Genomic DNA, 26,130 nt, shown 5'->3' with positions numbered 1-26,130 from the left:
TCTGTGATTATCCATATTATATTGACAAACACAGATTCACGGTAGTTTGCGATTCTTCCTATAAAAATTGCCCCGACGGAGCATTTACGCTCCATCAGGGCAGGTTTTACTTGTAGCGGGTCTTATTTTTTTCGTGTCAATAAGGCTCCAACAGCAGCACCAATCAAAACAAGTGGTGCTATTCTTGTGAACAACCACTCCATTGCGTGAAAGCCAATTCCAATAACTGCGTTTTCCGGGTCACTGTAATCCCAACCTAAGTATGGACTATTCAGCAAAATTAAAACCGCAAAAGCAATTACTATAATCACACATAAGAAAATAAAAAACCAATGAATTACTTTTTGCCTTCCTTGTTTTCTTTGTGCTAATTGAAGGTTTATGACCTCAAGCTTTTCAGAAATTGCTCTTAAATCATCAGCTTTCGACTCGGAAATCGTTTCTCCAAGCAAAGTACTTACTGGTGTTTCTAACACTTCTGATATAGAAATCAACATATCAGAATCAGGAACAGACAACCCGGTATCACATAGTTAAAGATATTGGTGTCATTTAATCAATTTTGCCGATAAAGCGGTAGAAGATTTCTACCTCCTGTTCCCGGCTTCCGTCCTCACCTTTGACCGCTTCATGGACAACGATTTTTTCAATCAGCGTATTCAAAAGTTCGGCGGTCAGTTCTGTTGGATTGACGCACTCTTTCATCAAGGCAATCCATTTTTCTGCGTCTGCGGCGTTCTGGCTTTCAGTGGCGATAGCGGATTGAAGCTGTTCAATCTTTGTGTCCAGTTCAGCCTGTTCGCTCTGGTACTTCCCGGACAGCATAGAGAAGTTGTATTCTGTGATACGCCCCGCCGCCCAGTCCTCATACATCCGGGCAAACAGGGTATCGACTTCGGCTTTCCGCTTCTCCGCTTTGTTCAACTCTGCGGCTTGCTTCTTTCTTGCGGCGGCCTGTCCCTTGTCATTGGCATTTAACAGCCGCTTCAAAAGCCGTTCTTCATCATGCTGTACCAGCCTCGACCAGTATTGCAGACGGGAGAGGACATAGGCGTAAAGCACATCATAGCGGATATAATGCATGGAGCATTGGCGTGTGCCCTGTCCGTACTTGCTACAATGATAATGGCCGTAAGGCTTGCTGTTCTGCCTGTTCTCCCCATAGGACAGCGACCAGCCGCAATCCGCACATTTTACCAATCCGGAAAAAATCTGCGTCGTACCATCCTTGCACTTTCTGCGGCGGTTTGCTATCTGCTCCTGTACCTGCCGGAAAACCTGTTCGCTGATAATCGGCTCCTGCGTGTTCTCTACCCGCACCCATTCACTTTGGGGCTTGCGTATCCTCCGCTTGTTCTTAAAGGAAATGTTTGTTTCCCGGTAGTGGATGGTATGGCCGATATAGGTTTCGTCTTTCATAATGCTCTTGACCTGGGCTATCGTCCATGCGTAGCTTTTTTCCTCTGGCGCACCCGCATAGATGTTTGCAAAAGTCCCGTCACGCTGGAAATTGATAAATCCCGGTGTGGGAACCTTTTCCATAATCAGTATTCTTGTGATACTGGCCGCCCCTCTGCCATGAATGGCAAGGTCAAAAATCTTCTCCACTATCCAGCGGGTTTCCTCGTCGATTATCAGCTTGTTTTTGATTTCCGGGTGTTTCCTGTACCCGATGGGAGCATAGGCACCGATACGCTGTCCTGTGGCAAACTTCGCTTTGAAAGCGGCCTTTACCTTGCGGCTCGTATCTTTCGCAAACCATTCATTAAACAGGTTTTTGAACGGGACAAAATCGGAAAGCCCTTTCTCTGTGTCCTCATTCTCCGCAACGGCGATGTAGCGCACCCGTTTTTCCGGGAACAGAAATTCCAGATAGTAGTCCATCATCACATGTTCCCGCCCGAAACGGGAAAGGTCTTTCGTGACAATGCAGTTTACTTTTCCGGCTTCCACATCGTCCATCATGCGCTGAAAATCCGGGCGTTCAAAGTTCGTCCCCGACCAGCCATCGTCCACATACTCACCGACTACATGAAGTCCCTGTTCCTTTGCGTACTGTTGCAGGATTGTCCGCTGTGTTTCAATGCTTACGCTGTCACCATAGTTTTCATCGTCCCGGCTTAATCTCATATAAAGCGCCGTGTTGTAAATCGTAGTATTGTAAGGTTGTTTCACCGTTAAAAATCCTCCTTCTTAAAGAAACAACCCACGCTTACAATACTTTTGCTCTATGGCAATTATATCATAAGCGTGGGCGTGTTATCAATGATGGGCTATCAGGTTGAAGCGGCTTTTTCTGCGGTATGCCGCACCACATCTACAATCAGATCACCGAGGGGCTTCCCGCCTGCGGCGAAGTGTTCGGAGATTTTTATACGGTTGTTCCCACATACAAAATACTGCGTGCCGTTCTCTGCTTGTATGACCTGCCCTGTCCGGGGTGTAAAAATATCGCTTTCGCTTTTTGCCATCCAGTGTCCTCCATATTCAGTTTTCAAGGTACAATGCCGCACAAAGGCGGCGAAAATTTCTGCTTATATCTATCACCTTTCCTTTACCGTGTGCCGCTGCTGACGTTTCAGTTCCGCCAGTATATCCGGCGGGATACGGTCAACCAGCCGCTGTAAATTGTCCAGTTCGCTTTTCAGCTTTGCCCGTTCCATCGTATCTTTCATCTTTCCTTTTTCGCTGGCCTTTGCCCTTGCTTCCAACTTCTCATTCTCCGCCAACAGGTCATTGATTGTGACCTTGTACTTTTTCAACTGCCCGGAGAAGTTCTCCATCTGCGGGAACCACTTTTTCAGCATGGAGAGGGCTTCCTCTTTTTTCTTTCCGGCGTTCAGCGGGTTAATGCCGTCAAGGGCGGCTTCAATGGCTCTGGCCTGTTTGGAGAGGGAAACCGCCTGTTTGAAAAGCCGGGTGGGGATATGCTTCCGGCCTGTCTTGCTGGCGCTTTCCCCACGCTCCAAGTCAGGATATTTCTCCACCATATAGGCGTGAAAATCGTCCTGCCACTTCGTCAGGTTTGCCCGGTTGCCGATAATCTCCTTTGCACACAGGCGGTTGTCCTTTGTCAGCGGAACAAAGGTCAAATGCAGGTGGGGCGTTTTCTCGTCCATGTGTACCACCGCCGACACGATATTTTCCCGTCCTACCCGGCCAATGAGGAAAGCCGCCGCCCTCTGGAAAAACGCCTGTATCTCCTTTGGGGATTTCCCCTTGAAAAACTCCGGGCTGGCAGTTACCAGTGTATCGACAAACCGTGTGCTGTCTTTCCTTGTCCGGCATCCGGCCTGCTCGATACGGCTCTGAATGAAGTGGTAATAGCGTCCCTCCGGCTTGACGATATGGAAGTTGTATTTACTCCGGCTTGTGTCAATGTCGGGGTTGCTGGCGTATTGTTCTTTCTGTCTTTCGTGATGGGCTTCCAGCGGCCTTGCCGGGTTGCCCTTGTGCTTCTCAAACCGCAAAATTGCGTGTTGTGCCATTCTGCTCCTTTCCCCATTCCTTTCCTATCCGGGGTTTTCCACAGGGAAAATCCCGCCGGAATTATCTCTGATACGATAGGAATGGAATGGATATAAATAAATCATTTTAATCTTTGTATTTCTATATACCGTCCGGTTTTCGTACTTCTCAAGATTGATTTCCGTACTTCAAGGGTACGGTTTTCAGTCCTCCGGCGTACCAGAACGGGATTTCTTGAAGTCGGTGTTTGGAACCGCTTCATAGGATTTTGGGAAAATGCGGTTGGGTTTTCCACAGCCCTGCTTCTGGATCTCCACCAGTCCGGCGTATTGCAGTTCCCGCAGGGTGTTCACCGCTTTCTGCCGCCCACAGTGGAGCAGGTCAACCACTTCGCAGATAGGGTAATACAGGAAAATCCGTCCGCAGTCATCCGCCCACCCATTCTTGCGGGACAACTCTGTCCGGCGCAGGATAAAGGCGTACAGAACCTTTGCCTCGTTGGACAGGGGCCTGAATGTGGGGGCTTCAAAGAGGAAATTCGGGAGCCGGGTGAAGCTGAACGCCTTTTCCGGCTGATGGATATAGATGGTATTTGTCATAGTGCGTTTTGTGGACGGTTAGAAGCCCGTTTTCCGGGGCGGGCGATACTTTATACCACCTGCCCCGGTTTGGGGCTTGCGGAGCCTGATAAATCAAGGCTTTTTCCGCTCCTAACTGTCCACAGCAGACCTCCTTTTCCGTTCACTTTCTGTTTTCTGCCGCCTGTGAACTCTGGCGGCACAGCCGGGGCAGTATTTTGCCCGGTTGGATTTTGGGACGAACACGCCGCCGCAGACCTCACAGCGTTTCAAGTCCTTATCCCGGAAAATCCCCGCTTCCAGCGTCCCGTCCAGCGGCAAGACCGCCCAGCGGAACCACTTACAGCAGACCGAGAAAGAAACCGTCTGCGGGCAGGTGCAGGTGTCCCCATCATCAAGGGCAATGCAGTTGCCGTCCTCACAACAACAGCACTCCCGGCGTATCAGGCTGGCCGCCTGTTTCCTCTGCGCCGGTGTCATGCGGTAAAGTGAACCGTCCGGCCTGCGTTCCAGTGGCGGCAAGTCTTTATAGGGGTTATCTCTCATGCGTTCCCTCCATTTTGCTTTCCGTTGCCGTTCCTCCGAAAAGGTTTCCTGCCCCATTCCTGCGGCGTGTTCCGGCGTTGGCACGCTCCCCGCAACTTCGGGACAACTTGTCCCGAAGTGACCTCTGGACAAAGTGTCCAGAAGCTGGCTCCTTGCAGTGCTTCCCCAGCCGGGGTATTCCTTTTCGGACGGTCATTCTGTTTTCAAGGTGCCGTTCATCGATGAACTAAAATAAGTCTACACCTAAATAACCGTCCGTCCCGTATATCCATAAAGTCGGAGATCCGCCCGGAAAACTGCCTATTTCCACGCTCTCGGAATTGTGGTAAAATAAACATAAAAATTGGCTTTCAAGCCATAGGAGGACAATAATCTATGAAAATCGGAATTTTATGTGCGGGTGACGAAGAACTCGCCCCATTTTTGCCCTTGATAAGCAACTGTAAGATAACGGAAAAAGCTATGCTGAAATTCCATGCTGGACAGATTGATAGTGTAGAAGTTGTCGCCCTGTTTTCCGGCGTGTGCAAAGTAAATGCCGCCATAGCCGCTCAGCTTTTGATAGATGTATTTTGCGTGGATATAATTATCAATTCAGGGACAGCGGGCGGTATGGAGCCAGAACTTGAAATATTCGATACAGTTATCTCCACAGAAGTTTGTTACCACGATGTAGCGCCAGACATTTTAACGGAATTTCATCCGTGGATGAATTCTGTGTTTTTGTGGCAGACCCAAAGCTGATAGATATGTCAAAGTCTGCTGTTGACAAGCTTTCAACTTCTGGAAAGGTAGTTTGGGGCCGTATGGTAACGGGAGAATCGTTTATAACCGATGAGAGCCGGCAAAAAATAAACGATGAATTTGCTCCCTTGACGGTTGACATGGAAACTGCCAGTATCGCTCATGTCTGCTATGCAAATGACATACCGTTTATCGCCATTCGGTGTGTGACCGATACTGAAAAACACAGCGGAGTTGATAATTTTGACAAAAACTGTGCAAAAGCATCAAGTATTGCCAAAGATATTACGGTTGCTTTATTAAGAGAAATCAAAAAGTCGTGGTAAGATTGGATGATATTTTAGAACAGAGGACAGAGGGGGGAGAGTATGGCCCTAACTATTCAAGAACGACTAAAAGACCTGCGTGTGGAGCGTGGCTTGACGCTGGAACAGCTTGCGGAACAGACGCACCTCTCCAAATCTGCTTTAGGCAGTTATGAGGGGGACAATCTCAAAGACATCAGCCACTATGCCCTTATTGAGTTAGCAAAGTTTTACGAAGTGACTGTTGATTATCTGCTGGGCCGTTCCCAAACAAAAAATCACCCAAACGCCGATCTTGCAGACCTGCGTTTGAGCGACGATATGATTGAACTATTGAAAAGCGGGCGGGTGGACAATTCCCTTTTGTGTGAACTGGCGACCCACCCGGATTTTCCCCGGCTCATGGCCGACCTTGAAATCTATGTGAACGGCGTGGCGGGAAAACAGGTACAGAGTGCAAACGCCATTGTGGACGCCGTGAGTGCAACGATTATGAAACAACACAATCCCGGCTTGACTGACCCGCAGTTAAGGCAGCTTATCGCCGCCCATATTGACGACGACAGCTTTTGCCGCTATGTGATACAGCAGGACATAAACAAGATAGCCCTCGACCTGCGGGAAGCCCACAAGGACGATTTTTTCAGCGTCCCGGAGGATAGCCCACTGGAAGATTTTTTGCAGGCAGCCGAGGAAACCGCTAAAGAGGACAGCGACCCGGAGCAGGCGGCTATGATGTTTATCTGCAAGCGGCTCAAACTGAATTATAAGAAGCTGTCCGAGGAAGAAAAGAAGTGGCTGAAAAAGATTGCACAGAAGTCGGACTTGCTGAAAAATCCAAAGCCACAGCGAGGACGGAAGTAAGAGAATAATAAATCAGATTATATGGAGGTATTGGTTATGAAAAAATGGTTACTGATAATTTCAGCGACTGTTATTTGCGTTGCTGCCGCTTTTTTATATTTCTTTAGTTTAACTCCCAAAGGAGATACCATTACCAGCAGAGAAAGCATACTGAACACCGCAATTTCAAAGGGGAATGAATGGACTATTGCAAAAGAACTGGAACTTGGCGGTTATATCGTGAGTGGAGCATATAGTGCAGATAATAAATCTACACTTGCCATCTTTGAACCAACAGGAAATGGAGATTACAAATTTAGTACATCAACAAACCGAAATAGTGATGAGATTATTGTTGGTGGCGTTGCAATAAACGGAGAATGGTATGATTTAATTTGGTTTAATGGTGCTAAAACAGAGTATGCCGAAATCACTTATACAATAAATGGACAAGTGCAAGATACATTGAGATACAGCACAGATGATATGGATATTATCTCAATTAAAAACCCAGAAAAAGAGTATTCCATTCATGTGGTTTACTATGACAATGATGGAAATAAGTACGAATAAATTGTTTTTCATCGAGAAAATAGCAAAGCCAGCCGAGCCAGTCAACGGTCAAGATGAACGGCGCATTTCATGCGCCGCCGTTGACAGTCCCGCCCGTCTTTGCTAAAGGGTAATCAAGGCGGGAAAGCCCTAAAATGGTTTCACACCTATTTCAATAATTGGAGGAGATAAAAATGAGATCAGAAAAGGAAGTTTATGATATTGTTTTGAATTTTGCAAAAACAGACAAACGCATTCGCATGGTTACTTTGGAAGGATCTAGAACAAATACAAATATTCCGCCTGATGATTTTCAGGATTTTGATATTACTTTTTTTGTTACGGATATGGACAGCTTCACAAGTGATGATAAATGGCTAGATATATTTGGTGAAAGGTTGATTCTGCAAAAGCCGGAAGATATGGAATTATTTCCAGCTGTAGAAAAGGGATTTTCATATTTAATGCTGTTTACTGATGATGTTAAGATAGATTTAACTTTGCTGCCGCTGGAACTGATAGACGAGTATTTTACATGGGATAAACTGGTAAAGTTACTGTTGGATAAAGACAACCGTATCGTAAAGCCGCCAATACCAACGGATATAGACTACCACTTGCAGAAGCCTACTCAAAGAATGTTTGACGATTGCTGTAATGAATTTTGGAATACTACAACATATGTAGTAAAGGGCTTATGCCGCAAAGAAATTCTTTTTGCTATTGACCATATGAATGATATAGTACGAAAAGAATTGCTTCGCATGATTTCCTGGCTGATTGGTATCAAACAGGGATTTCATTTCAGTTTGGGAAAAAACTATAAATTTATGAAGCAATATGCCCCAGAGGAATTGTGGGAACGACTTATGTCCACTTATAATATGGATTCCTATCCCCATATGTGGGAATCCTTTGAACAATGTATGGCATTGTTCCGGGAGGTTTCGTCAGAAGTGGCATGCCAGTTGGATTACCAGTATCCACTATATGATGAAAAAATCAGTAATTATGTGATTCGGCAAAAGAAAAAATATGGCATTGAAGATGATAACAAATAAAATTTTTTCAATCGAAAAAATTTATTTTGATTATTCAATTTTGAAAAACTGAATACCTCAAAATCAGAAAGAGCGCAGACAAGCACTTTGAGGGATTGACCGCCTTGTCCACCCATTCAGTGGGACGGCGGGCGGCGGTCAAGGCCGGGTGTAAACCCGTTCATTTCAGCCTTGACGGTTACCCGCTGTCCTGTTACTTTTCCGGGAGTGTAGCCACAACTTCGGGACACTTTGTCCACAAGTCGGAGCGTAGGACGATGAACGGGGGCTTTCATATACGCCCTGTCTGCTGTTGAAACCAGACCTGCGCTTACGGCTCCACGCCACACAAGCACAGCCCTGTTTTCCTGCCGCTTCAAATGCCCTTGCCCTCCCCGGCGGCAACGGCATTTTCACGGCAACGCCGACAGAGCGTATAACACACTACACTTTGCTTCGCAAAGTCGTGTGCCAAATGGGGGCGTTGCCCCCTTTGGAAACCCCCACAAGGAAAGGCGGTACGCTACCCCTCCACGGGGCGCATACCGCCTTTTCTTGTTATCCAGCCCTCCGGCTGTATCGGTTGAGCAAAAGTCAGCGTGGGAATGGTGTGGTATCTTTATCTAAGTGAAACCCCTTGCTCCCATTTGGAAATTGTCTGTCGAACCACATTCAGCTTAACAGCAAGTTCCTCTTGTGAAAGTCCTTTTGATTTCCTGATTGATTTTATGTTTTCGTTTAACATTATGGATAACCTCCTTTCTCTGAGTCGTTACCATAATTGTATGTTGGACTGCCCGTTGCTACAAGCAACGCAAATTAACATTCAACTCATCCGTCGTGGTTTTGGGATAAAAATAGGTTTTTAAGTCGAGAAAAGGGCGATGTCCGCTAATTCAGACACCGCCCTCATAAATTCTATTGTATCGCCTGTAATTATGCGATTTTTTAGGCTCTGCACCGTTTCAAGCACCATTTGGTGTAAATTTGGTGTATTTGTGTATTTTCAGAGATTTTTCACAAATGAAGTACATCCCGTTTTGTAGGTTAAAACGGTACTTCTTAATAGAGCTTTGCACCTGCCGGAATGTGGTCATCAACCATCAGAAGATGAAGCTTTTCTTCGCCTTCTTCTTCGTGAACTGCACTGAGGAGCATACCGCAGGAGTCAATGCCCATCATCGCTCTCGGCGGAAGATTTGTGATAGCGATAAGAGTCTTTCCAACCAGCTCTTCAGGCTCATAATAAGCGTGAATACCGCTTAAAATTGTGCGGTCTGTGCCTGTGCCGTCATCAAGAGTGAACTGTAAAAGCTTCTTCGACTTCTTAACCGCCTCGCAAGCCTTAACCTTTACTGCACGGAAATCTGACTTTGAGAATGTTTCAAAATCAACATATTCTTCAAACAAAGGCTCAACCTTTACCTTTGAGAAGTCAATCTTTTCTTCAACAACAGCATCCTTTGTTTTCGGAATGCCTGACGGCTTCTTGTCGGAATCAAGGCTCTTCATTGTCGGGAACAACAATACATCTCTGATTGCAGGTGAATCTGTGAGGAGCATAACAAGTCTGTCAATGCCGTATCCGATACCGCCTGTCGGTGGCATACCGATAGAAAGCGCATTGAGGAAGTCCTCGTCTGTGTGGTTTGCCTCTTCGTCACCGTTTGCAAAAGCCTCTTCCTGCTTAGCGAATCTTTCTCTCTGGTCGATAGGGTCGTTAAGCTCGGAGTAAGCGTTGCACATTTCCCAAGTATTGATAAAGAGCTCAAATCTCTCTACCTTTTCAGGGTCATCAGGCTTTTTCTTTGTAAGAGGAGAAATAGCAAGCGGATGATCCATAACAAATGTAGGCTGGATAAGATTCTTTTCGCAGAACTCTTCAAAGAAAAGGTTTACGATATCGCCCTTTGTATGGCGCTCTTCAAATTCAATGTTCTTCTCTCTTGCAAGAGCCTTAGCCTCTTCGTCTGTCTTTACTTCGTCAAAGTAAATTCCCGCATATTTTTTAATGCAGTCAACCATTGTAATTCTCTCAAAAGGCTTACCGAAATCAATTTCAATGCCGTTATATGTTATTACAGAACTGCCGCATACCTTTTCTGCGAGATATTTAAACATACTCTCTGTAAGGTCCATCATACCGTAGTAATCGGTGTATGCCTGATAAAGCTCCATAAGTGTAAATTCAGGGTTGTGTCTTGTGTCTACACCCTCATTACGAAATACTCGTCCGATTTCGTAAACTTTCTCAAGACCGCCGACAATAAGTCTTTTAAGGTAAAGTTCAAGAGAAATACGAAGTTTTACATCTTCGTCAAGTGCATTGTAATGAGTTTCAAACGGTCTTGCTGCCGCACCGCCTGCATTTGCAACAAGCATAGGGGTTTCAACTTCCATAAATCCTCTTTCATCAAGGAAGTTACGGATTTCTTTGATTATTTTTGAACGCTTTACAAATGTATCCTTAACCTCTTCGTTCATAATGAGGTCAACATAACGCTGTCTGTAACGGGTATCTGTATTTGTAAGACCGTGGTATTTTTCGGGGAGAATCTGGAGGCTCTTTGAAAGAAGTGTTACAGAAGTTGCGTGAATTGAAATCTCGCCAGTCTTTGTCTTAAATACTTCGCCGCTGATGCCAACGATGTCGCCTATATCGTATTTCTTAAAATCTTTGTAGCTGTCTTCGCCGATATTATCTCTTGCCACATAAACCTGAATTGTGCCCTTTAAGTCCTGAATATGGCAGAAAGAAGCCTTACCCATAACACGCTTTGACATAATTCTGCCTGCCAAAGAAACCGACTTGCCCTCAAGCTCTTCAAAGTTTTCTTTAACATCTGAACTGTGGTGTGTAACATCGTACTTTGTTATTTCAAACGGATTCTTGCCTGCCTCCTGTAAAGCCGCAAGCTTTTCACGGCGAATCTTTAAAAGCTCACCGAGATTTTCAGTATTCTGTGACTGATTCTTCTCACTCATTATTTATATTTCCTTTCAACACTGCTTACTTTGAAATCTCTAAAATCTTAAGTCCCTGAACGCCGGCAGGAGTTTCAACCTCAACTACATCGCCTACGCTTCTCTCCATAAGAGCTTTACCAATTGGTGATTCATCAGAAATAACGCCCTCTCTCGGGTTAATTCCGTTTGAACCTGAACCTAAGATTTTGAAAGATACCTGTCTGCCGTTTGAAACATACTCAACCTTTACAACAGAAGTAAGGTGAACATGCTCGTTTGAAGTGTTGCTCTCATCAATGATAACGGCATTTTTAAGAGTAACCTCAACAGTAGCAATACGAGCCTCAAGCATAGCCTGCTCGTTTTTGGCGTCATCATATTCACTGTTCTCCGAAAGGTCACCGTATGAACGGGCAACCTTGATTTTTTCCGCAATTTCTTTTCGTTTTTCGGTTTTTAAGAATTCGAGTTCTTCCTCGTATTTTTTAACGTCTTCTGCTGTAAGCATAATTTGTTTTGCTGCCATTATACATCGTCCTTTCAATCAGAAAAATGAAATCTGTAGAATTCTTACATACTTTTTAATTATAAAATTTTTTAACGCCAATGTCAAGCAAAATGCAAAATATTGGCAGCAAAGCACATATACGGAAAAAGTGAGGCAAGCCTCCTCTATTCATAGGTTTTGTTTATTTTTTCAAACTGCGCATATAAGGATTTTACAGTTTGACTTGTTGAAAAATTACTGCACATTGTCGGCACTATCGAGCCTAAACTGTACTGTCTTCCGAGTGAATACAGTGCAGAACAAAAATACTCCGTTTCAATCTCCTGCGGCTTTATTCTGTCAAAACCGTTAGGCATTTTAAAGTAATACTTATAGTAAATCTCGCCTAAAACCTCCGCTTTCGGTCTGCCGTTTGTCAATATCAATGTTTTGTCATTTGACGAAAAAGTATTTTCTATTGTGCGTGGAGCAATTATGAGTTGACAGAGTTCAAGCTCCTCCGTTCGTTTTGTAACAGTTGCGCAAGCTCCCATATTCTCCATTATCAGTTCGTTTTCATCGTAATATACATCGGGAGAATTTGTAACAACGGTAACATCAGAGGAATATTTCATCACATACTTTAAAAATTCACTGTCCCTGCCGTCGGGATCATATACGCCGATTTTTAATTTTTCCGCAAAATCACACATAGAAAGCAGGCATATTGCAAGATTGGTACAAAGTCTTGCCGTGAAATCCGAATTTTCAAATCTGCGAAAACCACACTCATCGTGGAAATCTATTTTAGGCGAACAGATTATTCTGTTTTTACTGTCGCCGATTATTTTTTCGAGTTTTTCAAATCTCGGTTTTCTTCCGTATGAAATGTATGTAATTTGTTTAAGGTACACACCTCTTGCTCTTTTCACCTGTACTACCGCTCTGTCACGCTTAAGTCTGTCAACTAAACCTTTCATTCCTTTTCTTCGTTCGTGCTTTTTAACAGTCAGTGCCGTAAGCATAAAAAATCCCTCCGCATAACTTTTTATAAAGTATATGCAAAGGGATTAATTTTAATTATTAATTATGATTGATATTCTGTCATTGGGTTATATTTTACACCGTTCAATCTTGTTTCAAAGTGAAGGTGGGCACCTGTTGAATGACCTGTAGAACCTACAAAGCCGATAACTTGTCCCTGATATACATGCTGACCCGTATAAACCATAGTTGTGGAGAGATGACCGTAAACAGTCATCTTACCGCCGTCATGAGCAATCATTACATAGTTGCCGTAACCGCCGCCGCAACCGCATGAACCGTCTTTACCCCAGTTGTGATAACAACCGTTGTAAGAATCAATTACTACGCCTTCTTTTGCGGCAACAACATCCGCTCCCATAATTCCTGAGTCTGCTATATCAATTGCACCGTGGTTATAAGAGCCTCTGTCCTCGTTCCATTCGGAAGTAAGATAGTAATAGCCCGGGCAAGGCCATACAAAGCCTGACGGTGAAACCTCAAGGTCATCGTGAACAGTGCCGCTTGATGAGCCACCGCTGTTTGAATTATTATTTCTTTCCTGCTCGGCACGCTCTGCCTCAAGTCTTGCCTTTTCAGCGTAATAATTAGAAATAGCCTTTTCTATATCATCACTTTCAAGTGCGCCGTTCTGGATTTCGCTTGTCGCCTTATCGCTTGTCTTATAAAGTCCTGCCAAAAGTTCTTTATTCTCTTCAAGAATTTTGTTAAGCTCCTGCTGGTCGCTTTCAAGGCTTGCCTCTTCTGCCTCGAGTGAATCCATATCCTTTTCAAGTTCTGCCTTTTCTTTAGAAATATTCTCAAGGTCGCCCTTAATTGAATTGATAAGATTATTATCGTAATCAGAGAGTGCCTCTACAAGCTCCATTTTATCAAGAAAATCAGAAAAGCTCTTTGCTCCGAAAATAATTTCAAGGTCAGTTGTATTGCCTGCCATATAAATATTTCTGAGTCTGTTGCGGAGAGTATTCATCTGATTTTCAATGCTCTTATTAGCGTTATCAATAGCTGTCTGCTTGTCCTGAATTTTGCCGTTAAGCTCATTAATGCTCTGATGGCTGAGTTCGATTTTATCGTCGAGAACCTGCACCTTGCTTACAAGCGCATTAACATATTCTTCCTGATCTGCAATATTTTCTTTTGTTTTTTCAAGAATTTGCTGATATTTATCGCTCTGAGCCTGAAGTTCCTGTCTTCTGTTCTCAAGTGCGTCAATATCGTTAGGATCAATAGTGGTTGCCTGAGTTTGCTCAGTTGATGCCTCTTGTGCAGCCTGCTCCTCAGCAAATACAGGATAAGCCGAATATGCAAAAATACACATACTGAGAATTGCACAAAGCACTGCTTTGAATCTTTTTTTAGAAATTCGCATTAAATATACTCCTTTGTTATTACCAGCCGAGAATTTCGTTTCCTTCCATCTTCAGATACTTACGCATTGAAATAAAGCTGCCGAATGCACCGATAACCACACCTGCAACAATAAATATACCGCCAACCTGCAGATAAACATCCGAGAACGGAATAGTGGAAATTTTTACAAATGAATTTACTGCCGACATTACGCCTTCATATACCACATAAAGTACGCCTGTACCGATAATGGCTGAAATAAAACCGAGAACCATACCCTCGACTACAAACGGCAGTCGAACAAAAGCATTGGTTGCGCCGACAGACTTCATAATACTTATCTCAAATCGTCTTGAATACATTGTTGTTCTGATTGTATTTGCAATGATAAACAGAGAAATAATCGTAAGTGCAACAACTATCGCAAGACTTATGTAGCTCACAAGATTGCTTATATCGGTAAGTTTTCTCGCAAGCTCACTGCGGTTGTTGATAGAATCAACACCGTCAACCTTTAAAATTGCGTCAATAGTTTGGTCGTACTTTGACAAATCGTCCATTGCAATTATATATGCATCGGGCAACGGGTTGTTGTCGCCGTTTACATTTTCAAATACAGCTTCCGGAAGTGAATCTTTAAATTCGTTGATTGCATCTTCCTTCGGGTAAAATCTTACAGAGGTAATATTATCAAGTTTCTCAAGGTTTTTGCCAATGTAAACCGCCTCAAGGTCAGATGCTCCGTCCTTGATGTAAACGGTTGTTTCATTGGTTTTTCCCACAGAGTCAACTTCCTTTTCTATGTTTACCGAAATAAGTTCAGCCGCACCTGTAAGCACAAGACAGCTTACAAGAACGCATATCGAAGCAATACTCATAATTCGGTTGCTCCATATACTTCTGAAACCTTCTCTTATTAAATAGCCAAAGCCACTCATATTATGTTCCTTTCTTTTTAGTCTGGAACGACATCGTTGTCAACAAAGTTTTCTTTTGTTTCTTTGTTAAGGGCAATACCCTCAATAATTTCGTCAATATCCTCATACTGCGCATCATATGCAAGTGCAGCTTCGGGATTTTTAGTGTCGCTCTTTACTCTGCCGTGGTCAATTACAATTACACGCTTGTTAAACTGTCTTACAAGTTCGTGTTCGTGAGTAACAACAAGTACAGTTGTACCCATATCGTTAATTTCACTCAAAAGTTGAATAATATCATGTGACATTTCAGGGTCAACATTACCTGTCGGCTCATCGGCAATGATAATTTCAGGATTATTTACCAATGCTCTTGCAAGGCTGACACGCTGCTGCTCACCGCCCGAAAGCTCACTTGGCTTGTTTTTCATTTTATTTTTTAGTCCGACAAGCTCAAGAATGTACGGAACTCGTTTTTTAATTGATGATGCGCTCGCTCCGATTGCTCTCATTGCAAAAGCTACATTGTCAAAGACATTCATCTTATCTATCAGTCTGAAGTCCTGAAATACAATACCCATATGACGACGAAGATACGGAACTTTTCTGCGACGCATTTTTGTTATATTAAGATTATTCACGATTATTTCACCTGACGACGGAGTTTCCTCGTGCATAATCAGTTTTAAAAACGTACTTTTACCTGCTCCGGACGCACCTACTATAAAAGCAAACTCGCCCTTGTCTATATGTATAGAAACATCATAAAGCGCATGAGTGCCATTCGGATAGGTTTTAGATACATTGTTAAAATCTATCATAAATTTCACCTTTATTACAAAATACACACTTATTCTGTATATTTTGCGTTATATAATACAATATTTTGTAATATTTTGACAAGTTAATTCTAAAAAGTCAAAATGGCCTGCACTACCGAAAAATCGGCAGTGCAGAGCCATATTAAATTCACTCAATCAATACTTTGCAGGACTTGCGTTAAGGTATTTTTTAACCATAAGAGCTACCTTAAATACGATAGCGTCCTCAAATTCACGAAGGTCAAGACCTGTAAGTTTCTTAATTTTTTCAAGTCTGTAAACAAGTGTATTTCTGTGAACAAAAAGTTTTCTTGATGTTTCAGAAACATTGAGGTTGTTTTCAAAGAAACGCTGAATTGTAAAGAGTGTTTCCTGGTCGAGACTCTCGATTGAACCACGCTTGAAAACTTCCTTTAAGAACATTTCACAAAGAGTTGTTGGAAGCTGATAGATAAGACGGGCAATACCGAGGTTATCATAGCTTACTATTGTACGCTCTGTATCAAATACCTTTGCAACCTCAAGTGCGCTCTGTGCTTCTTTAAATGAACGGGCAAGGTCCTTAATACCTGTTACCGTTGTACCTATACCTACAACGCAGTGGGTGTAGAATTCACTTGAAAGTGTGTCTGAAATAGAGCTTGCAAGCTTTTCAAGGTCACGGCTCTCTGTATCCGCCTTAATCTCTTTTACGAGTGCAATTTCGTACTCATTAATATTGATAACAAAGTCCTTTGACTTGTCCGGGAAAAGATTCTGAATAATATCGTATGCAGAAACATCTGTTTTTGAAACGATTTTGATAAGAAGACAAACTCTTGAAACTTCGCTGTTAAAGTGAAGTTCTCTTGCCTTAAGATAGATATCGCCCGGAAGAATGTTGTCGAGAATTACATTCTTAATAAAGTTTGAACGGTCATATTTCTCGTCATAATACTGCTTAATGCTTGCAAAAGAAACAGAAAGTAGCTGTGCGTACTTCTGAGCATACTCATCTGTACCCTGTACAAATACAGCGTAATCATACTTAGCGTTGCTGCCAAATGACTTATATGTATAGCCGTTGATTACAAAAGGAGCTGTTGAACTTAAGGTTTCTGAATTTACGCTTTCGTTTACCTCACCGATTTTGCCGAGCTCTGAACAAGCTATAACAACAGAAGTTTCGTCAATAACGCCTATTGTTCTGTCAATTGCATCTTTCATCTGGTGAACAATACCCTGGAATAATCTGTTTGACATTTTATTTACCTCTTTTTCTAAGCAAATATTCATATAATTGTAAGCATATTATTCAGGCTGTATTTTGCTTTGACCTTAGCTGCAAACATATACAAAATGCATAACACCTGTAATTTTTGCAAAACAAGCCTTTCTAGCAAAAATTCTTATAATAAGAGCCTAATGAATTAATATATTTAAAATACAATATATCTCTTATATACATATTACACAAAAACGAGAAAAAAATCAACCTCTATTTTCAAATTTCTTTATTTTTTTTATAGATTTTGCATAATCGGCAAAAGGTTACAAAATTGATAACAATATTAAACAAATTTAACCTTTACTTTTTAGTAATTTGCCATAAAAAACCGTTTTTCATCAGAAGTCGTGAAAATTATAGTTTAGCAAATTGATTTGCCAATTAATTATAAAAGTTTGGTCGACCTTTTCAAAGGTCGTGGGTGTGGGCAAAGCCCACAAATACTTTCAGCTTACGCAATCTGACGATAGCCAAACAGCAAGCTGTTTGGCGGCTTGAACGCAACGGCTTTAGCCTTTAAATGCGAAAGCAACAATAAAAGACATTCGTTATATAATGAAAAAAGTTAATTATTTCTTTTCTAAAGGCTGTCGCCTGTTTTAACAAACTTAGTTTTAGCACGCAAACAGCGTGGCTGTTTGCGCCTGATAAATTGTTGTATCGGAAGATTTTATGGGCGCTGCCCAAACCCGCAATTTTTGAAAAAATTGAGTAAACTTTTTTGTTCTTTTGCTGATAATTTAGCGTTAGCTAATTTTCAATGCCCGACCGACACTCCGCTAAACCATAATTTATCTCAATTTTGATAAAGAACAAGAACTCTAAAAGCAAACTAAGGCGGAGCACAATGCGCTCCGCCTTAAATAAGTACATATTAAAATCAGTTAATGATTGTACGCTCTGTTTCTTTATCGAAGATGTGGATCTTATCAAGCTCAAAAGCAGCCTTAATGCTGTCACCCGGCTTAGCGGTTGAAGTAGGCTCAACTCTTGCAGTTACAGGGATACCGCCGATATTTACATAAAGGTAAATCTCAGCACCCATAAGCTCTGTAACATCAACATTACAATCAACAACGCCGTTGTCGCTTGCGCACTTAGCGAGGAACTCAGGCTCATCGTGAACATGCTCAGGACGAATACCGAATACAACTTCCTTGCCTACATATGGATCAAGCACGCCGCCCTTTGTCTTTTCAGAAGGAACGATAATCTGATACTTGTCAAAGCAAAGTGCATACTCTGAACCAACCTTCTTAAGTGTAGCGTCGATAAAGTTCATCTGCGGTGAACCGATAAAGCCTGCTACGAACATATTGCATGGCTTGTCATAGAGATGCTGTGGAGTATCAACCTGCTGAATGAAGCCGTCCTTCATAACAACAATTCTTGTACCCATTGTCATAGCCTCTGTCTGGTCATGAGTTACATAGATGAATGTTGTACCGAGTCTCTGGTAAAGCTTAGAAATCTCTGTTCTCATCTGAGCACGGAGCTTAGCGTCAAGGTTAGAAAGCGGCTCGTCAAGTAAGAATACCTTAGGGTCACGAACGATAGCACGGCCAAGAGCAACACGCTGTCTCTGACCACCTGAAAGAGCCTTTGGCTTTCTGTCGAGATACTGCTCAATACCGAGGATACGAGCTGCCTCTTCTACTCTTCTCTTAATCTCGTCCTTAGGAGTTTTACGGAGCTTAAGACCGAAAGCCATATTATCATATACAGTCATATGCGGATAAAGAGCATAGTTCTGGAATACCATTGCAATATCTCTGTCCTTAGGTGCAACATCGTTAGCGAGCATATCGCCGATGTAAAGTTCACCCTTTGAGATATCCTCAAGACCTGCGATCATACGAAGTGTAGTTGACTTACCGCAACCTGACGGTCCAACGAGAATAATAAATTCCTTGTCTGCAATTTCAAGGTTAAAATCTGTTACGGCTGTAACGCCACCGTCATAGATTTTATAGATGTGTCTTAAAGATACATTTGCCATTTTTATAAACCTCCAATAATCCGATGAAGCAAAAATCCGAAAATCTATATCAAAGAAAATACTGTTTTGCTTTATTACAGTTAATAATATATCACTTTTGCTGTTTTTTTACTATACTGATTTTGACTAAAATTTTAGTCATTATTTTATTTAATTCAGCGACTAGTTAAAAAATACTGCCTGATTTTAGTGCATATTGCCCATAAAGATTGACATTTTGTCTAATTCCGATAACATTTTAGTCTCTCCTATATGCAAATTGCTATCCAAATACAAATCGCCGATTGATATTCGTTTAAGGTGCACAACATTTTTTCCACATACCGCAAACATTTTCTTTACCTGGTGGAATTTACCCTCGCAAATCGTTACAATTGCGGTCGTTTTATCCGGATTTTCGCCGGAAATTTCAAGTTTTGCCGGCATACAGCGTGTTCCGTCGGCAAATACAATACCATTTTCAAAATCACTTATCATTTCTTCGGTAATTTCACCGTCAAGCTGTGCTATGTACTTTTTCTCGACATGTTTTTTCGGCGAAAGCATATTGTGCGCAAATTCCCCGTCATTTGTAATAATAAGAAGTCCCTCGGTATCCTTGTCCAATCTGCCTGCCGGGAATAAGCCGGGGCGCTGAAACTCCTCAGGCAAAAGGTCTATTACGGTTTTCGCTCTTTTATCGTTGCTTGCGGATAGAACTCCGGCAGGTTTGTTCATCATTATATAAACATATTTGCTGTACAAAAGAGGTTGTCCGCCGACGGTAATGTCATCAGCCACAGCATCTACTTTGTGTTGCGGCTGTTTGATACATTCTCCGTTTACGCATACTGCACCGTCTTTTATAAGTTTTTGTACTTCTTTGCGACTGCCGACATTTTGAGAAACCAAAATTTTATCAAGTCTGTCCATTTTACCTTCCTTTCTGCCTAAAACAAAGGCAGATAATCTTCTCCGTATACGCCGCTTGTTATGTGACCGCCGATAATTCGGTTTTTATAAACGAGTATAACAGCCTTTTTTCCGTCATCAATACTGTATGTATAGCGTTTTGCGGGCTTACCCGCATAATTGCTCAAATCAAATACGGATTTTTTCTGAATTTCGTTATACTTTTCATATACGCTGTTAAAATCCTGCGGAATAATTACCTCATCAACTGATTCGTCAACCGCATTTATTCCCAACTGTTGAAAAAATTTTATTCTGTCATCACTGCTGTCAGCCTTTAGCGAATAGTTTTCAGAATTAAATTCCGCATAATCTTCCACATGTGTGAAATCTGCGTTTATAAGAATTATAAATACGGTAATCACTGCCAAAACAACAATTAATGCTACAATAAATCGTTTCTTTTTAAATCGTAAAACAAACATTTCAAAACCTCCATATACTTTATATGTATATGAAAGCTGTGTGCGCAAATTGCATTAAATAAGATTATAAATTTCAAGAGGAGTGTCGGCAAAAACTTTTCCGCCCTCTTTCTTCATCTGTTCAATATCGCCGTAGCCGTAGCTTGCGCCGACAAAATCAATCCCCGTCTGAACAGCGCCTTTGGTATCAAAGTAGGTATCGCCGATAATCACAGCGTTTTCCCTGTCTTTTTCAAGACTTGTACCGAGAGAATTAAGTGCATACGGAATCAAATCTTTTTTATCTTTTCGGCTGCCGTCAAGCGTAGAACCGCACACTGCGTCAAAATACTGTGAAAGTCCGAGAATTTCAATAATCTCTTTGGCAAACAATTCATATTTAGACGAACAAACCGCAATCTTCTTTCCGTCAGTTTTGATTTTTTTAAGCAGTTCTTCAATTCCGTCATAAGCTTTGTTTACAAATTTACCTTCTGTATTATAAATATCTCTGTAAACCTCTACGCCACGCAGACTTTCCTCTTGAGAAAAGTGGCAGATATTCAAAAATGTATCAATTAACGGCGGACCTATATACAATGTGTAATCGCTAAGATCGGGCACGGGTTTTCCCATTTGTTTTATTGCATTTTCGAGAGAATATTTTATACCGTCGGCACTTTTACTGATAGTGCCGTCAAGGTCAAAAAGTATGTAATCGTGCTTAACCATTAAACTTTTCATCCGCCTTTTTCTGGAATTTTTCAGCCTTTACGCTCACTCTTGTGTGAGTTCCCTTTGCAATAATTCCTTTTGCGTCACTTGCGCTTACTTCAAAATTAAAGAATCTGCCGTCATTTTCTTTTAATACGGCTGTAGCGGAAATCTCTGCGCCGAGAGGAGTAGGACTTGTGTGTTCTATAGAAATTGCTGTACCTACTGTTGTAAGTTCGTCATTATTTAAAATTTCTTCGCACAGTTCAAAAGCCGCATTTTCCATAAGAGCAACCACTGCGGGAGTAGCAAGTACGGCAAGTCCGCCGCTGCCCATAGACACCGCAAGCTGCTCTTCTTCTACTTTTATTGTTTTAGTGAGAGTTTTTTCTTCCATAATAATCACCTTTCCCTGTTGTCTATCACGAAAAATTGTGATATACTTATTATTATGATACAATAAAAATATTGATTAGGCAAGTATGCCAATCAATTTTGAGGAGTAAAAGATAATGAAATTAGGCATTGTAGGTTTACCGAATGTCGGTAAAAGCACACTTTTTAACGCAATCACAAATGCAGGTGCTCAAAGTGCAAACTATCCGTTCTGTACAATCGAGCCGAATGTAGGCGTTGTAGCTGTTCCGGACAAGCGTCTTGACAAGCTTGCGGAAATGTATGATCCGGACAAATATACCCCCGCATCAATCGAATTTGTTGACATTGCAGGCCTTGTAAAGGGTGCGTCAAAGGGTGAGGGCCTTGGCAACAAGTTCCTTTCAAATATTCGTGAGTGTGACGCTATCGTTCATGTTGTTCGTTGTTTTGAAAACGATGACATCATTCATGTTGAGGGTTCTATTGACCCTGCAAGAGATATTGAAACAATCAACCTTGAGCTTATTTTATCGGATGTAGAAATGCTTGAGCGTAAAATCGACAGAACGCAGAAAATGCTTAAGGGCGACAAAAAATATCAGAAAGATATTGATTTCTACAAGCGTGTGCTTGAGACACTCGAGGCAGGCAAACCCGCAAGAAGTGTTGAGTGTAACGAAGATGAGGCTCTTTTGCTTTCTGATGTTGCATTGCTCACAACCAAGCCTGTAATTTATGCCGCAAATATGAGCGAAGATGATTTTTCAAACGGTCTTGATTCTAACGAGGGTTACAAGGCAGTTCAGAAAATTGCCGCCGAAGAAAAAGCAGGCGTTCTCCCTATCTGCGCTGAAATTGAGGCTGAAATCGTAGAGATGGATAAAGAAGAAAAAGAACTTTTCCTTTCCGATATGGGACTTGAACAGAGCGGTCTTGACAGGCTTATCAGCGAGTGCTACTCACTTCTCGGTCTTATTTCTTACCTTACAGCCGGCAAACAGGAGGTAAGAGCCTGGACAATCAAAAAAGGTACAAAAGCTCCGCAGGCGGCAGGTAAGATTCACACCGACTTTGAGCGTGGATTTATTCGTGCCGAAGTAATTGCTTATGACGACCTCATTGCTTGCGGAAGTATGTCGGCAGCAAAAGAAAAAGGTCTTGTTCGCAGCGAGGGCAAAGAATATGTTATGAAAGACGGAGATGTAGTTCTTTTCAGATTCAATGTATAATTGCTCATTCTCTTATTAATTATAAAAATTCAGCCACCGTTTTTTGCGGTGGCTTTGTTGTAGGTGAAACAATGGAAATCAATAAAGATTATATATGGAATTATCTTAAAAATTCCGATTTACCGATTATTCTTTACGGAATGGGTGACGGCGCAGACAAAGTTCTGTCCGCTTTTAAAAAATACGGAATAACCGCAAGCGGAGTTATGGCAAGCGATGATTTTGTAAGAGGTCAGAGTTTTCACGAATTCACGGTAAAAAAGCTAAGTGACTTTGAAAATGAGTATTCAGATTTTATAATTGCACTTTGCTTTGCCACTCAACTGCCCGATGTTATGCAAAATATTTTTGAAATTGCCAAAAAGCATAAGGTCGTTGTTCCGAGTGTACCCGCATTCGGCGATATTCTTTTTGACGAAGAATTTGCAGAAAAAAATAAAGGAAGCATAACAAGTGCCCGAAATTTGCTTGCAGATGATTTATCAGTAAAAGTTTTTGACAACATTCTTGAATTTTACAAAACAGGAGAACTCTCTCTGCTTGACGGAATTACAACCGATAAAGACGAGGCTTTCTCTCTCCTGTCGCTCGGTGAAAACGAAACCTATGTTGACCTCGGCGCATACAACGGAGATACGGTAGACGAATTTTTGCATTACACAAACGGCAAATACAAATTTATTACCGCACTTGAACCGAATGCCAAAAACTACAGTAAATTACAGGCGCATTGCTCGGAAATGAAAAATCTTGAACTCTGGCAGCTCGGTGCGTACAGTCACAACACCACTCTTTGTTTTAACAACAAGGCAGGCCGTAACAGTGCCATAGTAAACGAAAGCAACACAAAAACTCCCGTTGCCGCCGTTGATACAATTTTGTGCGGGCGGGCGGCAACATATGTAAAAGCAGATGTTGAGGGCGCTGACTTTGAAACAATTTTGGGCATGAAAAATACGCTGAAAATGTTTAAGCCAAAGCTCAACTTTTCAGCGTATCACAGATTTGAAGATATTTTCAGACTGCCGCTTTTGATTTCGGGAATAAATCCTGAATACAAAATATATTTGCGGCATCATCCGTACATTCCTGCATGGGATACTAATCTCTATTGCATTTAATTATTTTTTGAAGAACCAAATTCATTTAATATATCATCGATTTCGCTTTCATCGGTTACCTTATCGGTGGAAGCGTATTTACTGTAATCAAAATCATCGTCATCATCATTTAAATCGTATGTTGTTTCTACAGCTTTCGGTGCTTCTGCCTCGGCAGCCTTTTCATTTACAAATTCTTCGTTTCTGCGCTTAGCCGCAAGCAATCTTTCCTCTGCTTCCGCCTCTGCCTCTGCCTCTGCTTTTTTACGCTTATCGCCAAAAGCAATATCGCCGACAAACAAGCCGAAAATACCCGAAATAAGGTAAGCAACCAAAAGAATTATGTTTGTAAGGTGGAAACCGCCGTTATAAATAAGCATACTCGGAATGAATACGACAGGAGCTATAAGTGTAAACAAAAAGTCCATTCCGTACTTTGAACAATACATTGCAGCGCACACTATTGCAGTTGCCGGGAAAATAAAATAATATGCCACTGTCGAAAATCCCTGCAAAGATTTTGAAATAAAGATAATCGGCACGAGCATATAAATCAAAAGAATTACCACACCATAGGGTAAATATTTTTTAACCAAACCGTTCATAATAACCTCCGTAATAATATATTGTAACACTCATTCTATTATAACTAAAATTCATAAAAAATCAATAAGCTATGCAATATTTGTTGTTTTGCATTAAAAAACGAGGCTTGCGGTAAGCCTCGTTTTATATTTTTTCTCAATTACTTAAGTCCATCGGTGATTTCCTCGGTATAATCAGCTTTCTGTGACTCAACAAGTTCTTTGTACATATCGCCCTTGTTGGTATAACCGTAAACATTTCTGTAATGATACTCAAGATTGGTTTCACCTGAAATGGAAGTGTTGTTCAAGTCAACATTCTGTGTTCCGTCAGCATACTGCATAATGTCTTTAAATCTAACAGGGAAATAAACAGTGGTTTCGTCAAACGCCTTTTTATCCTCAACGCTCTTTACCTTACCGCTGTAGATAATGTAAATCTGGTTATTGCCGTCCCAGTTCCAGCCGTTTTCATCTTTTGTATAAAGGAAGTATGTACCTTCAAATTTCAAATCAGACACACCGATATACTTATTTTCACCTGCAAAATATGCATTGATAACATCTTCTGTCTGCTTTTTCATAGCATTAAGTGTATCTTCTTTAATATCTGCCGTCTTTGACACATATTGATCAACAGCGGTACACTTAAAGTCCTTTGTGGTTGAAGTAAATACACAACCGTAAGCCTCAACAAAATACTCCGGGTCATTGCTTACTGTAACAGTAATTGTATCGCCGATTTTTATATCGTAGCTTTTGCTAAGGTCATAATAAATGTTCTCATATACCTCGTCTTTTGAATTGTTTACTACTTTGGCATATACATTTGGTGATGTACCTGAAAATTCAACTGTAACACCCTCAAATGGGTCTATTTTCTTGGTTTCTTTAAGTCCCTCAACAGTATATTCTTTCGATTCGCCAACATACTCAATCTTGTATTGTGCTGCGGCATCATTGTCATATTCAAAATTTACCGTTACCGTATCACCGTTTGAAAGACCGCTTGTTTTATCAAGATCGTAGTCAATATCTACCGCATCATAATAATCGTCAATCGAACTCCATGTAATATCCGAATCATAGAGTTTTTTACATGTAATATCCGAATTATAGGCTTTTTTAAACGAAGATGACGCCTTCATCAGATCATCTAAATACTTATCGTAATCAAACTCTGCTGAAGCTGTACCGTATGCGTCGTATCCGTCATAACTTACTTTGATATAATCACTAAGATTAATTTTAGTTTTATGATTAGCAACGAGAACCAAGGATACAATAATAATGATTAATAACGCACAAGCGCCGCCTATAATACCAAAAAGCAACTTTTTATTCATCGGCTTTTTAGGCTTTGCAGGTTGAACGAAAACTCCCTGATTAACACCTGCAGGCTGAAAATTATTAGGCTGAAACTGTGGGTTTTGCGATTGTGCCGAAACACTCTGCTGCGGTTGATTATACTGCGGCTGAACACTCTGTGCATTGTTTTGTGCATCATTTCGGGCATTACTCTGTGATTGAACATTTGCACCACAAAAAATGCAAAATTTACTGTCATCTTTAATTTCTTTGTTACAATTAGGACAAATCATTTGTTATCCTCCTTTCAAAATTTAGACAAACATTTGTACTTTCACATATTTATCACATAAATTATACTATTTCGCACATCAAATGTCAACATTTAAGGTCTATCGTCAATAACAAAAAAGCTATAATATTTATTCAAAAATTCATTGACAATAAATACAAAATAAACTAAAATAAATATGTATGGGATTTATATCCCGATAATATTATCTTAAGAATTTGGGGTGAAAAATTAATGGA

Annotated in this window: 27 protein-coding genes and 2 pseudogenes; 7 read left to right on the top strand and 22 right to left on the bottom strand. The window is 41.4% G+C overall.

Features of this window, described 5'->3' with window-relative positions; genetic code table 11:
• Positions 1-122: 122 nt before the first annotated feature.
• The 6 genes and pseudogenes from KGF34_RS10485 to KGF34_RS10460 form a co-directional block, all read right to left on the bottom strand.
• Positions 123-521, bottom strand: a pseudogene (locus KGF34_RS10485) (transcriptional regulator); the annotation flags it as partial.
• Positions 522-552: 31 nt separating this feature from the next.
• Positions 553-2,130: a recombinase family protein gene (locus KGF34_RS10480; protein WP_081946811.1), complete on the bottom strand. Its 1,578-nt coding sequence runs from the start codon at positions 2,128-2,130 to the stop codon at positions 553-555.
• 146 nt (positions 2,131-2,276) lie between these two features.
• Positions 2,277-2,471, bottom strand: coding sequence for a hypothetical protein (locus KGF34_RS10475; RefSeq protein WP_002334813.1), 195 nt, complete (start codon positions 2,469-2,471; stop codon positions 2,277-2,279).
• Positions 2,472-2,543: 72 nt separating this feature from the next.
• Positions 2,544-3,488: a MobV family relaxase gene (mobV, locus tag KGF34_RS10470; protein WP_006426516.1), complete on the bottom strand. Its 945-nt coding sequence runs from the start codon at positions 3,486-3,488 to the stop codon at positions 2,544-2,546.
• A 183-nt stretch (positions 3,489-3,671) separates the two neighbouring features.
• Entirely contained in the window at positions 3,672-4,067 is a 396-nt protein-coding gene (locus tag KGF34_RS10465; protein ID WP_006426515.1) for a replication initiator protein A, read from the bottom strand.
• Between the two features lie 111 nt (positions 4,068-4,178).
• Positions 4,179-4,592, bottom strand: coding sequence for a cysteine-rich VLP domain-containing protein (locus KGF34_RS10460; RefSeq protein WP_015541386.1), 414 nt, complete (start codon positions 4,590-4,592; stop codon positions 4,179-4,181).
• A 375-nt stretch (positions 4,593-4,967) separates the two neighbouring features.
• Between KGF34_RS10460 and mtnN the strand changes: the two genes are divergently transcribed.
• The 5 genes from mtnN to ant(6) all read left to right on the top strand — a co-directional run bounded on the left by mtnN (position 4,968) and on the right by ant(6) (position 8,097).
• Positions 4,968-5,336, top strand: coding sequence for a 5'-methylthioadenosine/S-adenosylhomocysteine nucleosidase (gene mtnN, locus KGF34_RS11850; protein ID WP_333780940.1), 369 nt, complete (start codon positions 4,968-4,970; stop codon positions 5,334-5,336).
• Positions 5,318-5,662 carry a 5'-methylthioadenosine/S-adenosylhomocysteine nucleosidase gene (locus KGF34_RS11845; protein WP_333780941.1) on the top strand — a complete coding sequence of 115 codons (345 nt, stop codon included), beginning with the start codon at positions 5,318-5,320 and terminating at the stop codon, positions 5,660-5,662. The genes mtnN and KGF34_RS11845 overlap by 19 nt, the downstream gene beginning before the upstream one ends.
• Positions 5,663-5,704: 42 nt before the next feature.
• Positions 5,705-6,505: a helix-turn-helix transcriptional regulator gene (locus tag KGF34_RS10450; protein ID WP_006426511.1), complete on the top strand. Its 801-nt coding sequence runs from the start codon at positions 5,705-5,707 to the stop codon at positions 6,503-6,505.
• A gap of 36 nt (positions 6,506-6,541) precedes the next feature.
• Positions 6,542-7,057 (top strand): hypothetical protein, encoded by a 516-nt coding sequence (locus KGF34_RS10445; protein WP_015541387.1) that lies wholly within the window; start codon positions 6,542-6,544, stop codon positions 7,055-7,057.
• Between the two features lie 173 nt (positions 7,058-7,230).
• Positions 7,231-8,097 (top strand): aminoglycoside 6-adenylyltransferase, encoded by an 867-nt coding sequence (gene ant(6) / locus KGF34_RS10440; protein ID WP_006426509.1) that lies wholly within the window; start codon positions 7,231-7,233, stop codon positions 8,095-8,097.
• Between the two features lie 116 nt (positions 8,098-8,213).
• Here ant(6) and KGF34_RS10435 read toward each other — a convergent pair whose 3' ends face one another.
• From KGF34_RS10435 to KGF34_RS10370, 14 genes and pseudogenes are all read right to left on the bottom strand, one after another.
• Positions 8,214-8,432, bottom strand: coding sequence for a hypothetical protein (locus KGF34_RS10435; protein WP_242953086.1), 219 nt, complete (start codon positions 8,430-8,432; stop codon positions 8,214-8,216).
• Between the two features lie 269 nt (positions 8,433-8,701).
• A pseudogene (locus KGF34_RS10430) lies at positions 8,702-8,836 on the bottom strand (helix-turn-helix transcriptional regulator); the annotation flags it as partial.
• A 302-nt stretch (positions 8,837-9,138) separates the two neighbouring features.
• On the bottom strand, positions 9,139-11,061 hold the full coding sequence (gene lysS, locus KGF34_RS10425; protein ID WP_252558968.1) for a lysine--tRNA ligase: 1,923 nt from the start codon (positions 11,059-11,061) through the stop codon (positions 9,139-9,141).
• Between the two features lie 25 nt (positions 11,062-11,086).
• Entirely contained in the window at positions 11,087-11,572 is a 486-nt protein-coding gene (gene greA, locus KGF34_RS10420; RefSeq protein ID WP_249376042.1) for a transcription elongation factor GreA, read from the bottom strand.
• Between the two features lie 143 nt (positions 11,573-11,715).
• Positions 11,716-12,555, bottom strand: coding sequence for a hypothetical protein (locus tag KGF34_RS10415; protein WP_252558966.1), 840 nt, complete (start codon positions 12,553-12,555; stop codon positions 11,716-11,718).
• Positions 12,556-12,617: 62 nt separating this feature from the next.
• On the bottom strand, positions 12,618-13,946 hold the full coding sequence (locus KGF34_RS10410; protein WP_252558965.1) for a M23 family metallopeptidase: 1,329 nt from the start codon (positions 13,944-13,946) through the stop codon (positions 12,618-12,620).
• Between the two features lie 19 nt (positions 13,947-13,965).
• Complete coding sequence (gene ftsX, locus KGF34_RS10405; protein ID WP_022234377.1) at positions 13,966-14,865, bottom strand: permease-like cell division protein FtsX; 900 nt, start codon at positions 14,863-14,865, stop codon at positions 13,966-13,968.
• A gap of 17 nt (positions 14,866-14,882) precedes the next feature.
• Positions 14,883-15,665: a cell division ATP-binding protein FtsE gene (gene ftsE / locus KGF34_RS10400; RefSeq protein ID WP_252558963.1), complete on the bottom strand. Its 783-nt coding sequence runs from the start codon at positions 15,663-15,665 to the stop codon at positions 14,883-14,885.
• Between the two features lie 156 nt (positions 15,666-15,821).
• Entirely contained in the window at positions 15,822-16,907 is a 1,086-nt protein-coding gene (locus tag KGF34_RS10395; RefSeq protein ID WP_022234379.1) for a helix-turn-helix domain-containing protein, read from the bottom strand.
• A gap of 905 nt (positions 16,908-17,812) precedes the next feature.
• Positions 17,813-18,931 (bottom strand): sn-glycerol-3-phosphate ABC transporter ATP-binding protein UgpC, encoded by a 1,119-nt coding sequence (ugpC, locus tag KGF34_RS10390; RefSeq protein WP_022234380.1) that lies wholly within the window; start codon positions 18,929-18,931, stop codon positions 17,813-17,815.
• Positions 18,932-19,117: 186 nt separating this feature from the next.
• Positions 19,118-19,843, bottom strand: a complete 726-nt coding sequence (locus KGF34_RS10385; protein WP_252558961.1) for a pseudouridine synthase — start codon at positions 19,841-19,843, stop codon at positions 19,118-19,120.
• Between the two features lie 17 nt (positions 19,844-19,860).
• Positions 19,861-20,307, bottom strand: coding sequence for a DUF4830 domain-containing protein (locus KGF34_RS10380; protein WP_186935733.1), 447 nt, complete (start codon positions 20,305-20,307; stop codon positions 19,861-19,863).
• A gap of 54 nt (positions 20,308-20,361) precedes the next feature.
• Positions 20,362-21,030: an HAD hydrolase-like protein gene (locus KGF34_RS10375; RefSeq protein WP_252558959.1), complete on the bottom strand. Its 669-nt coding sequence runs from the start codon at positions 21,028-21,030 to the stop codon at positions 20,362-20,364.
• Complete coding sequence (locus tag KGF34_RS10370; protein ID WP_022234384.1) at positions 21,011-21,397, bottom strand: thioesterase superfamily; 387 nt, start codon at positions 21,395-21,397, stop codon at positions 21,011-21,013. Before KGF34_RS10370 ends, KGF34_RS10375 begins: the two co-directional genes overlap by 20 nt.
• 115 nt (positions 21,398-21,512) lie before the next feature.
• Here KGF34_RS10370 and ychF point away from each other — a divergent pair, with 115 nt between their 5' ends.
• A complete protein-coding gene (gene ychF, locus KGF34_RS10365) occupies positions 21,513-22,607 on the top strand; it encodes a redox-regulated ATPase YchF (RefSeq protein WP_022234385.1) in 1,095 nt (364 codons plus the stop codon).
• A 71-nt stretch (positions 22,608-22,678) separates the two neighbouring features.
• A complete protein-coding gene (locus tag KGF34_RS10360) occupies positions 22,679-23,728 on the top strand; it encodes an FkbM family methyltransferase (protein ID WP_022234386.1) in 1,050 nt (349 codons plus the stop codon).
• Here the strand turns inward: KGF34_RS10360 and KGF34_RS10355 are convergent.
• Both KGF34_RS10355 and KGF34_RS10350 read right to left on the bottom strand, forming a co-directional pair.
• Positions 23,725-24,312 carry a hypothetical protein gene (locus tag KGF34_RS10355; protein WP_022234387.1) on the bottom strand — a complete coding sequence of 196 codons (588 nt, stop codon included), beginning with the start codon at positions 24,310-24,312 and terminating at the stop codon, positions 23,725-23,727. The two genes, KGF34_RS10360 and KGF34_RS10355, sit on opposite strands and share 4 nt — an antisense overlap.
• 140 nt (positions 24,313-24,452) lie before the next feature.
• Entirely contained in the window at positions 24,453-25,892 is a 1,440-nt protein-coding gene (locus tag KGF34_RS10350; RefSeq protein ID WP_252558957.1) for a zinc ribbon domain-containing protein, read from the bottom strand.
• Between the last annotated feature and the right edge of the window lie 238 nt (positions 25,893-26,130).

Source organism: Ruminococcus sp. FMBCY1, assembly GCF_023921805.1.
Lineage (GTDB): Bacteria > Bacillota > Clostridia > Oscillospirales > Acutalibacteraceae > Ruminococcoides > Ruminococcoides intestinale_A.
Note: the sequence above shows the minus strand (reverse complement) of the source record. Positions and strands in the feature narration are given on the sequence as shown.

Coding starts and splice junctions, on each gene's coding strand:
- KGF34_RS10380 (WP_186935733.1), bottom strand. CDS start 20,307: ATGTTTGTTTTACGATTTAAAAAGAAACGATTTATTGTAGCATTAATT.
- ftsX (WP_022234377.1), bottom strand. CDS start 14,865: ATGAGTGGCTTTGGCTATTTAATAAGAGAAGGTTTCAGAAGTATATGG.
- KGF34_RS10450 (WP_006426511.1), top strand. CDS start 5,705: ATGGCCCTAACTATTCAAGAACGACTAAAAGACCTGCGTGTGGAGCGT.
- KGF34_RS10410 (WP_252558965.1), bottom strand. CDS start 13,946: ATGCGAATTTCTAAAAAAAGATTCAAAGCAGTGCTTTGTGCAATTCTC.
- mobV (WP_006426516.1), bottom strand. CDS start 3,488: ATGGCACAACACGCAATTTTGCGGTTTGAGAAGCACAAGGGCAACCCG.
- KGF34_RS10395 (WP_022234379.1), bottom strand. CDS start 16,907: ATGTCAAACAGATTATTCCAGGGTATTGTTCACCAGATGAAAGATGCA.
- KGF34_RS10375 (WP_252558959.1), bottom strand. CDS start 21,030: ATGAAAAGTTTAATGGTTAAGCACGATTACATACTTTTTGACCTTGAC.
- KGF34_RS10370 (WP_022234384.1), bottom strand. CDS start 21,397: ATGGAAGAAAAAACTCTCACTAAAACAATAAAAGTAGAAGAAGAGCAG.
- KGF34_RS10480 (WP_081946811.1), bottom strand. CDS start 2,130: ATGAGATTAAGCCGGGACGATGAAAACTATGGTGACAGCGTAAGCATT.
- KGF34_RS10445 (WP_015541387.1), top strand. CDS start 6,542: ATGAAAAAATGGTTACTGATAATTTCAGCGACTGTTATTTGCGTTGCT.
- KGF34_RS10360 (WP_022234386.1), top strand. CDS start 22,679: ATGGAAATCAATAAAGATTATATATGGAATTATCTTAAAAATTCCGAT.
- KGF34_RS10460 (WP_015541386.1), bottom strand. CDS start 4,592: ATGAGAGATAACCCCTATAAAGACTTGCCGCCACTGGAACGCAGGCCG.
- ugpC (WP_022234380.1), bottom strand. CDS start 18,931: ATGGCAAATGTATCTTTAAGACACATCTATAAAATCTATGACGGTGGC.
- KGF34_RS10475 (WP_002334813.1), bottom strand. CDS start 2,471: ATGGCAAAAAGCGAAAGCGATATTTTTACACCCCGGACAGGGCAGGTC.
- ychF (WP_022234385.1), top strand. CDS start 21,513: ATGAAATTAGGCATTGTAGGTTTACCGAATGTCGGTAAAAGCACACTT.
- KGF34_RS10385 (WP_252558961.1), bottom strand. CDS start 19,843: ATGGACAGACTTGATAAAATTTTGGTTTCTCAAAATGTCGGCAGTCGC.
- KGF34_RS10415 (WP_252558966.1), bottom strand. CDS start 12,555: ATGCTTACGGCACTGACTGTTAAAAAGCACGAACGAAGAAAAGGAATG.
- KGF34_RS10350 (WP_252558957.1), bottom strand. CDS start 25,892: ATGATTTGTCCTAATTGTAACAAAGAAATTAAAGATGACAGTAAATTT.
- KGF34_RS10355 (WP_022234387.1), bottom strand. CDS start 24,312: ATGAACGGTTTGGTTAAAAAATATTTACCCTATGGTGTGGTAATTCTT.
- KGF34_RS10465 (WP_006426515.1), bottom strand. CDS start 4,067: ATGACAAATACCATCTATATCCATCAGCCGGAAAAGGCGTTCAGCTTC.
- mtnN (WP_333780940.1), top strand. CDS start 4,968: ATGAAAATCGGAATTTTATGTGCGGGTGACGAAGAACTCGCCCCATTT.
- lysS (WP_252558968.1), bottom strand. CDS start 11,061: ATGAGTGAGAAGAATCAGTCACAGAATACTGAAAATCTCGGTGAGCTT.
- ftsE (WP_252558963.1), bottom strand. CDS start 15,665: ATGATAGATTTTAACAATGTATCTAAAACCTATCCGAATGGCACTCAT.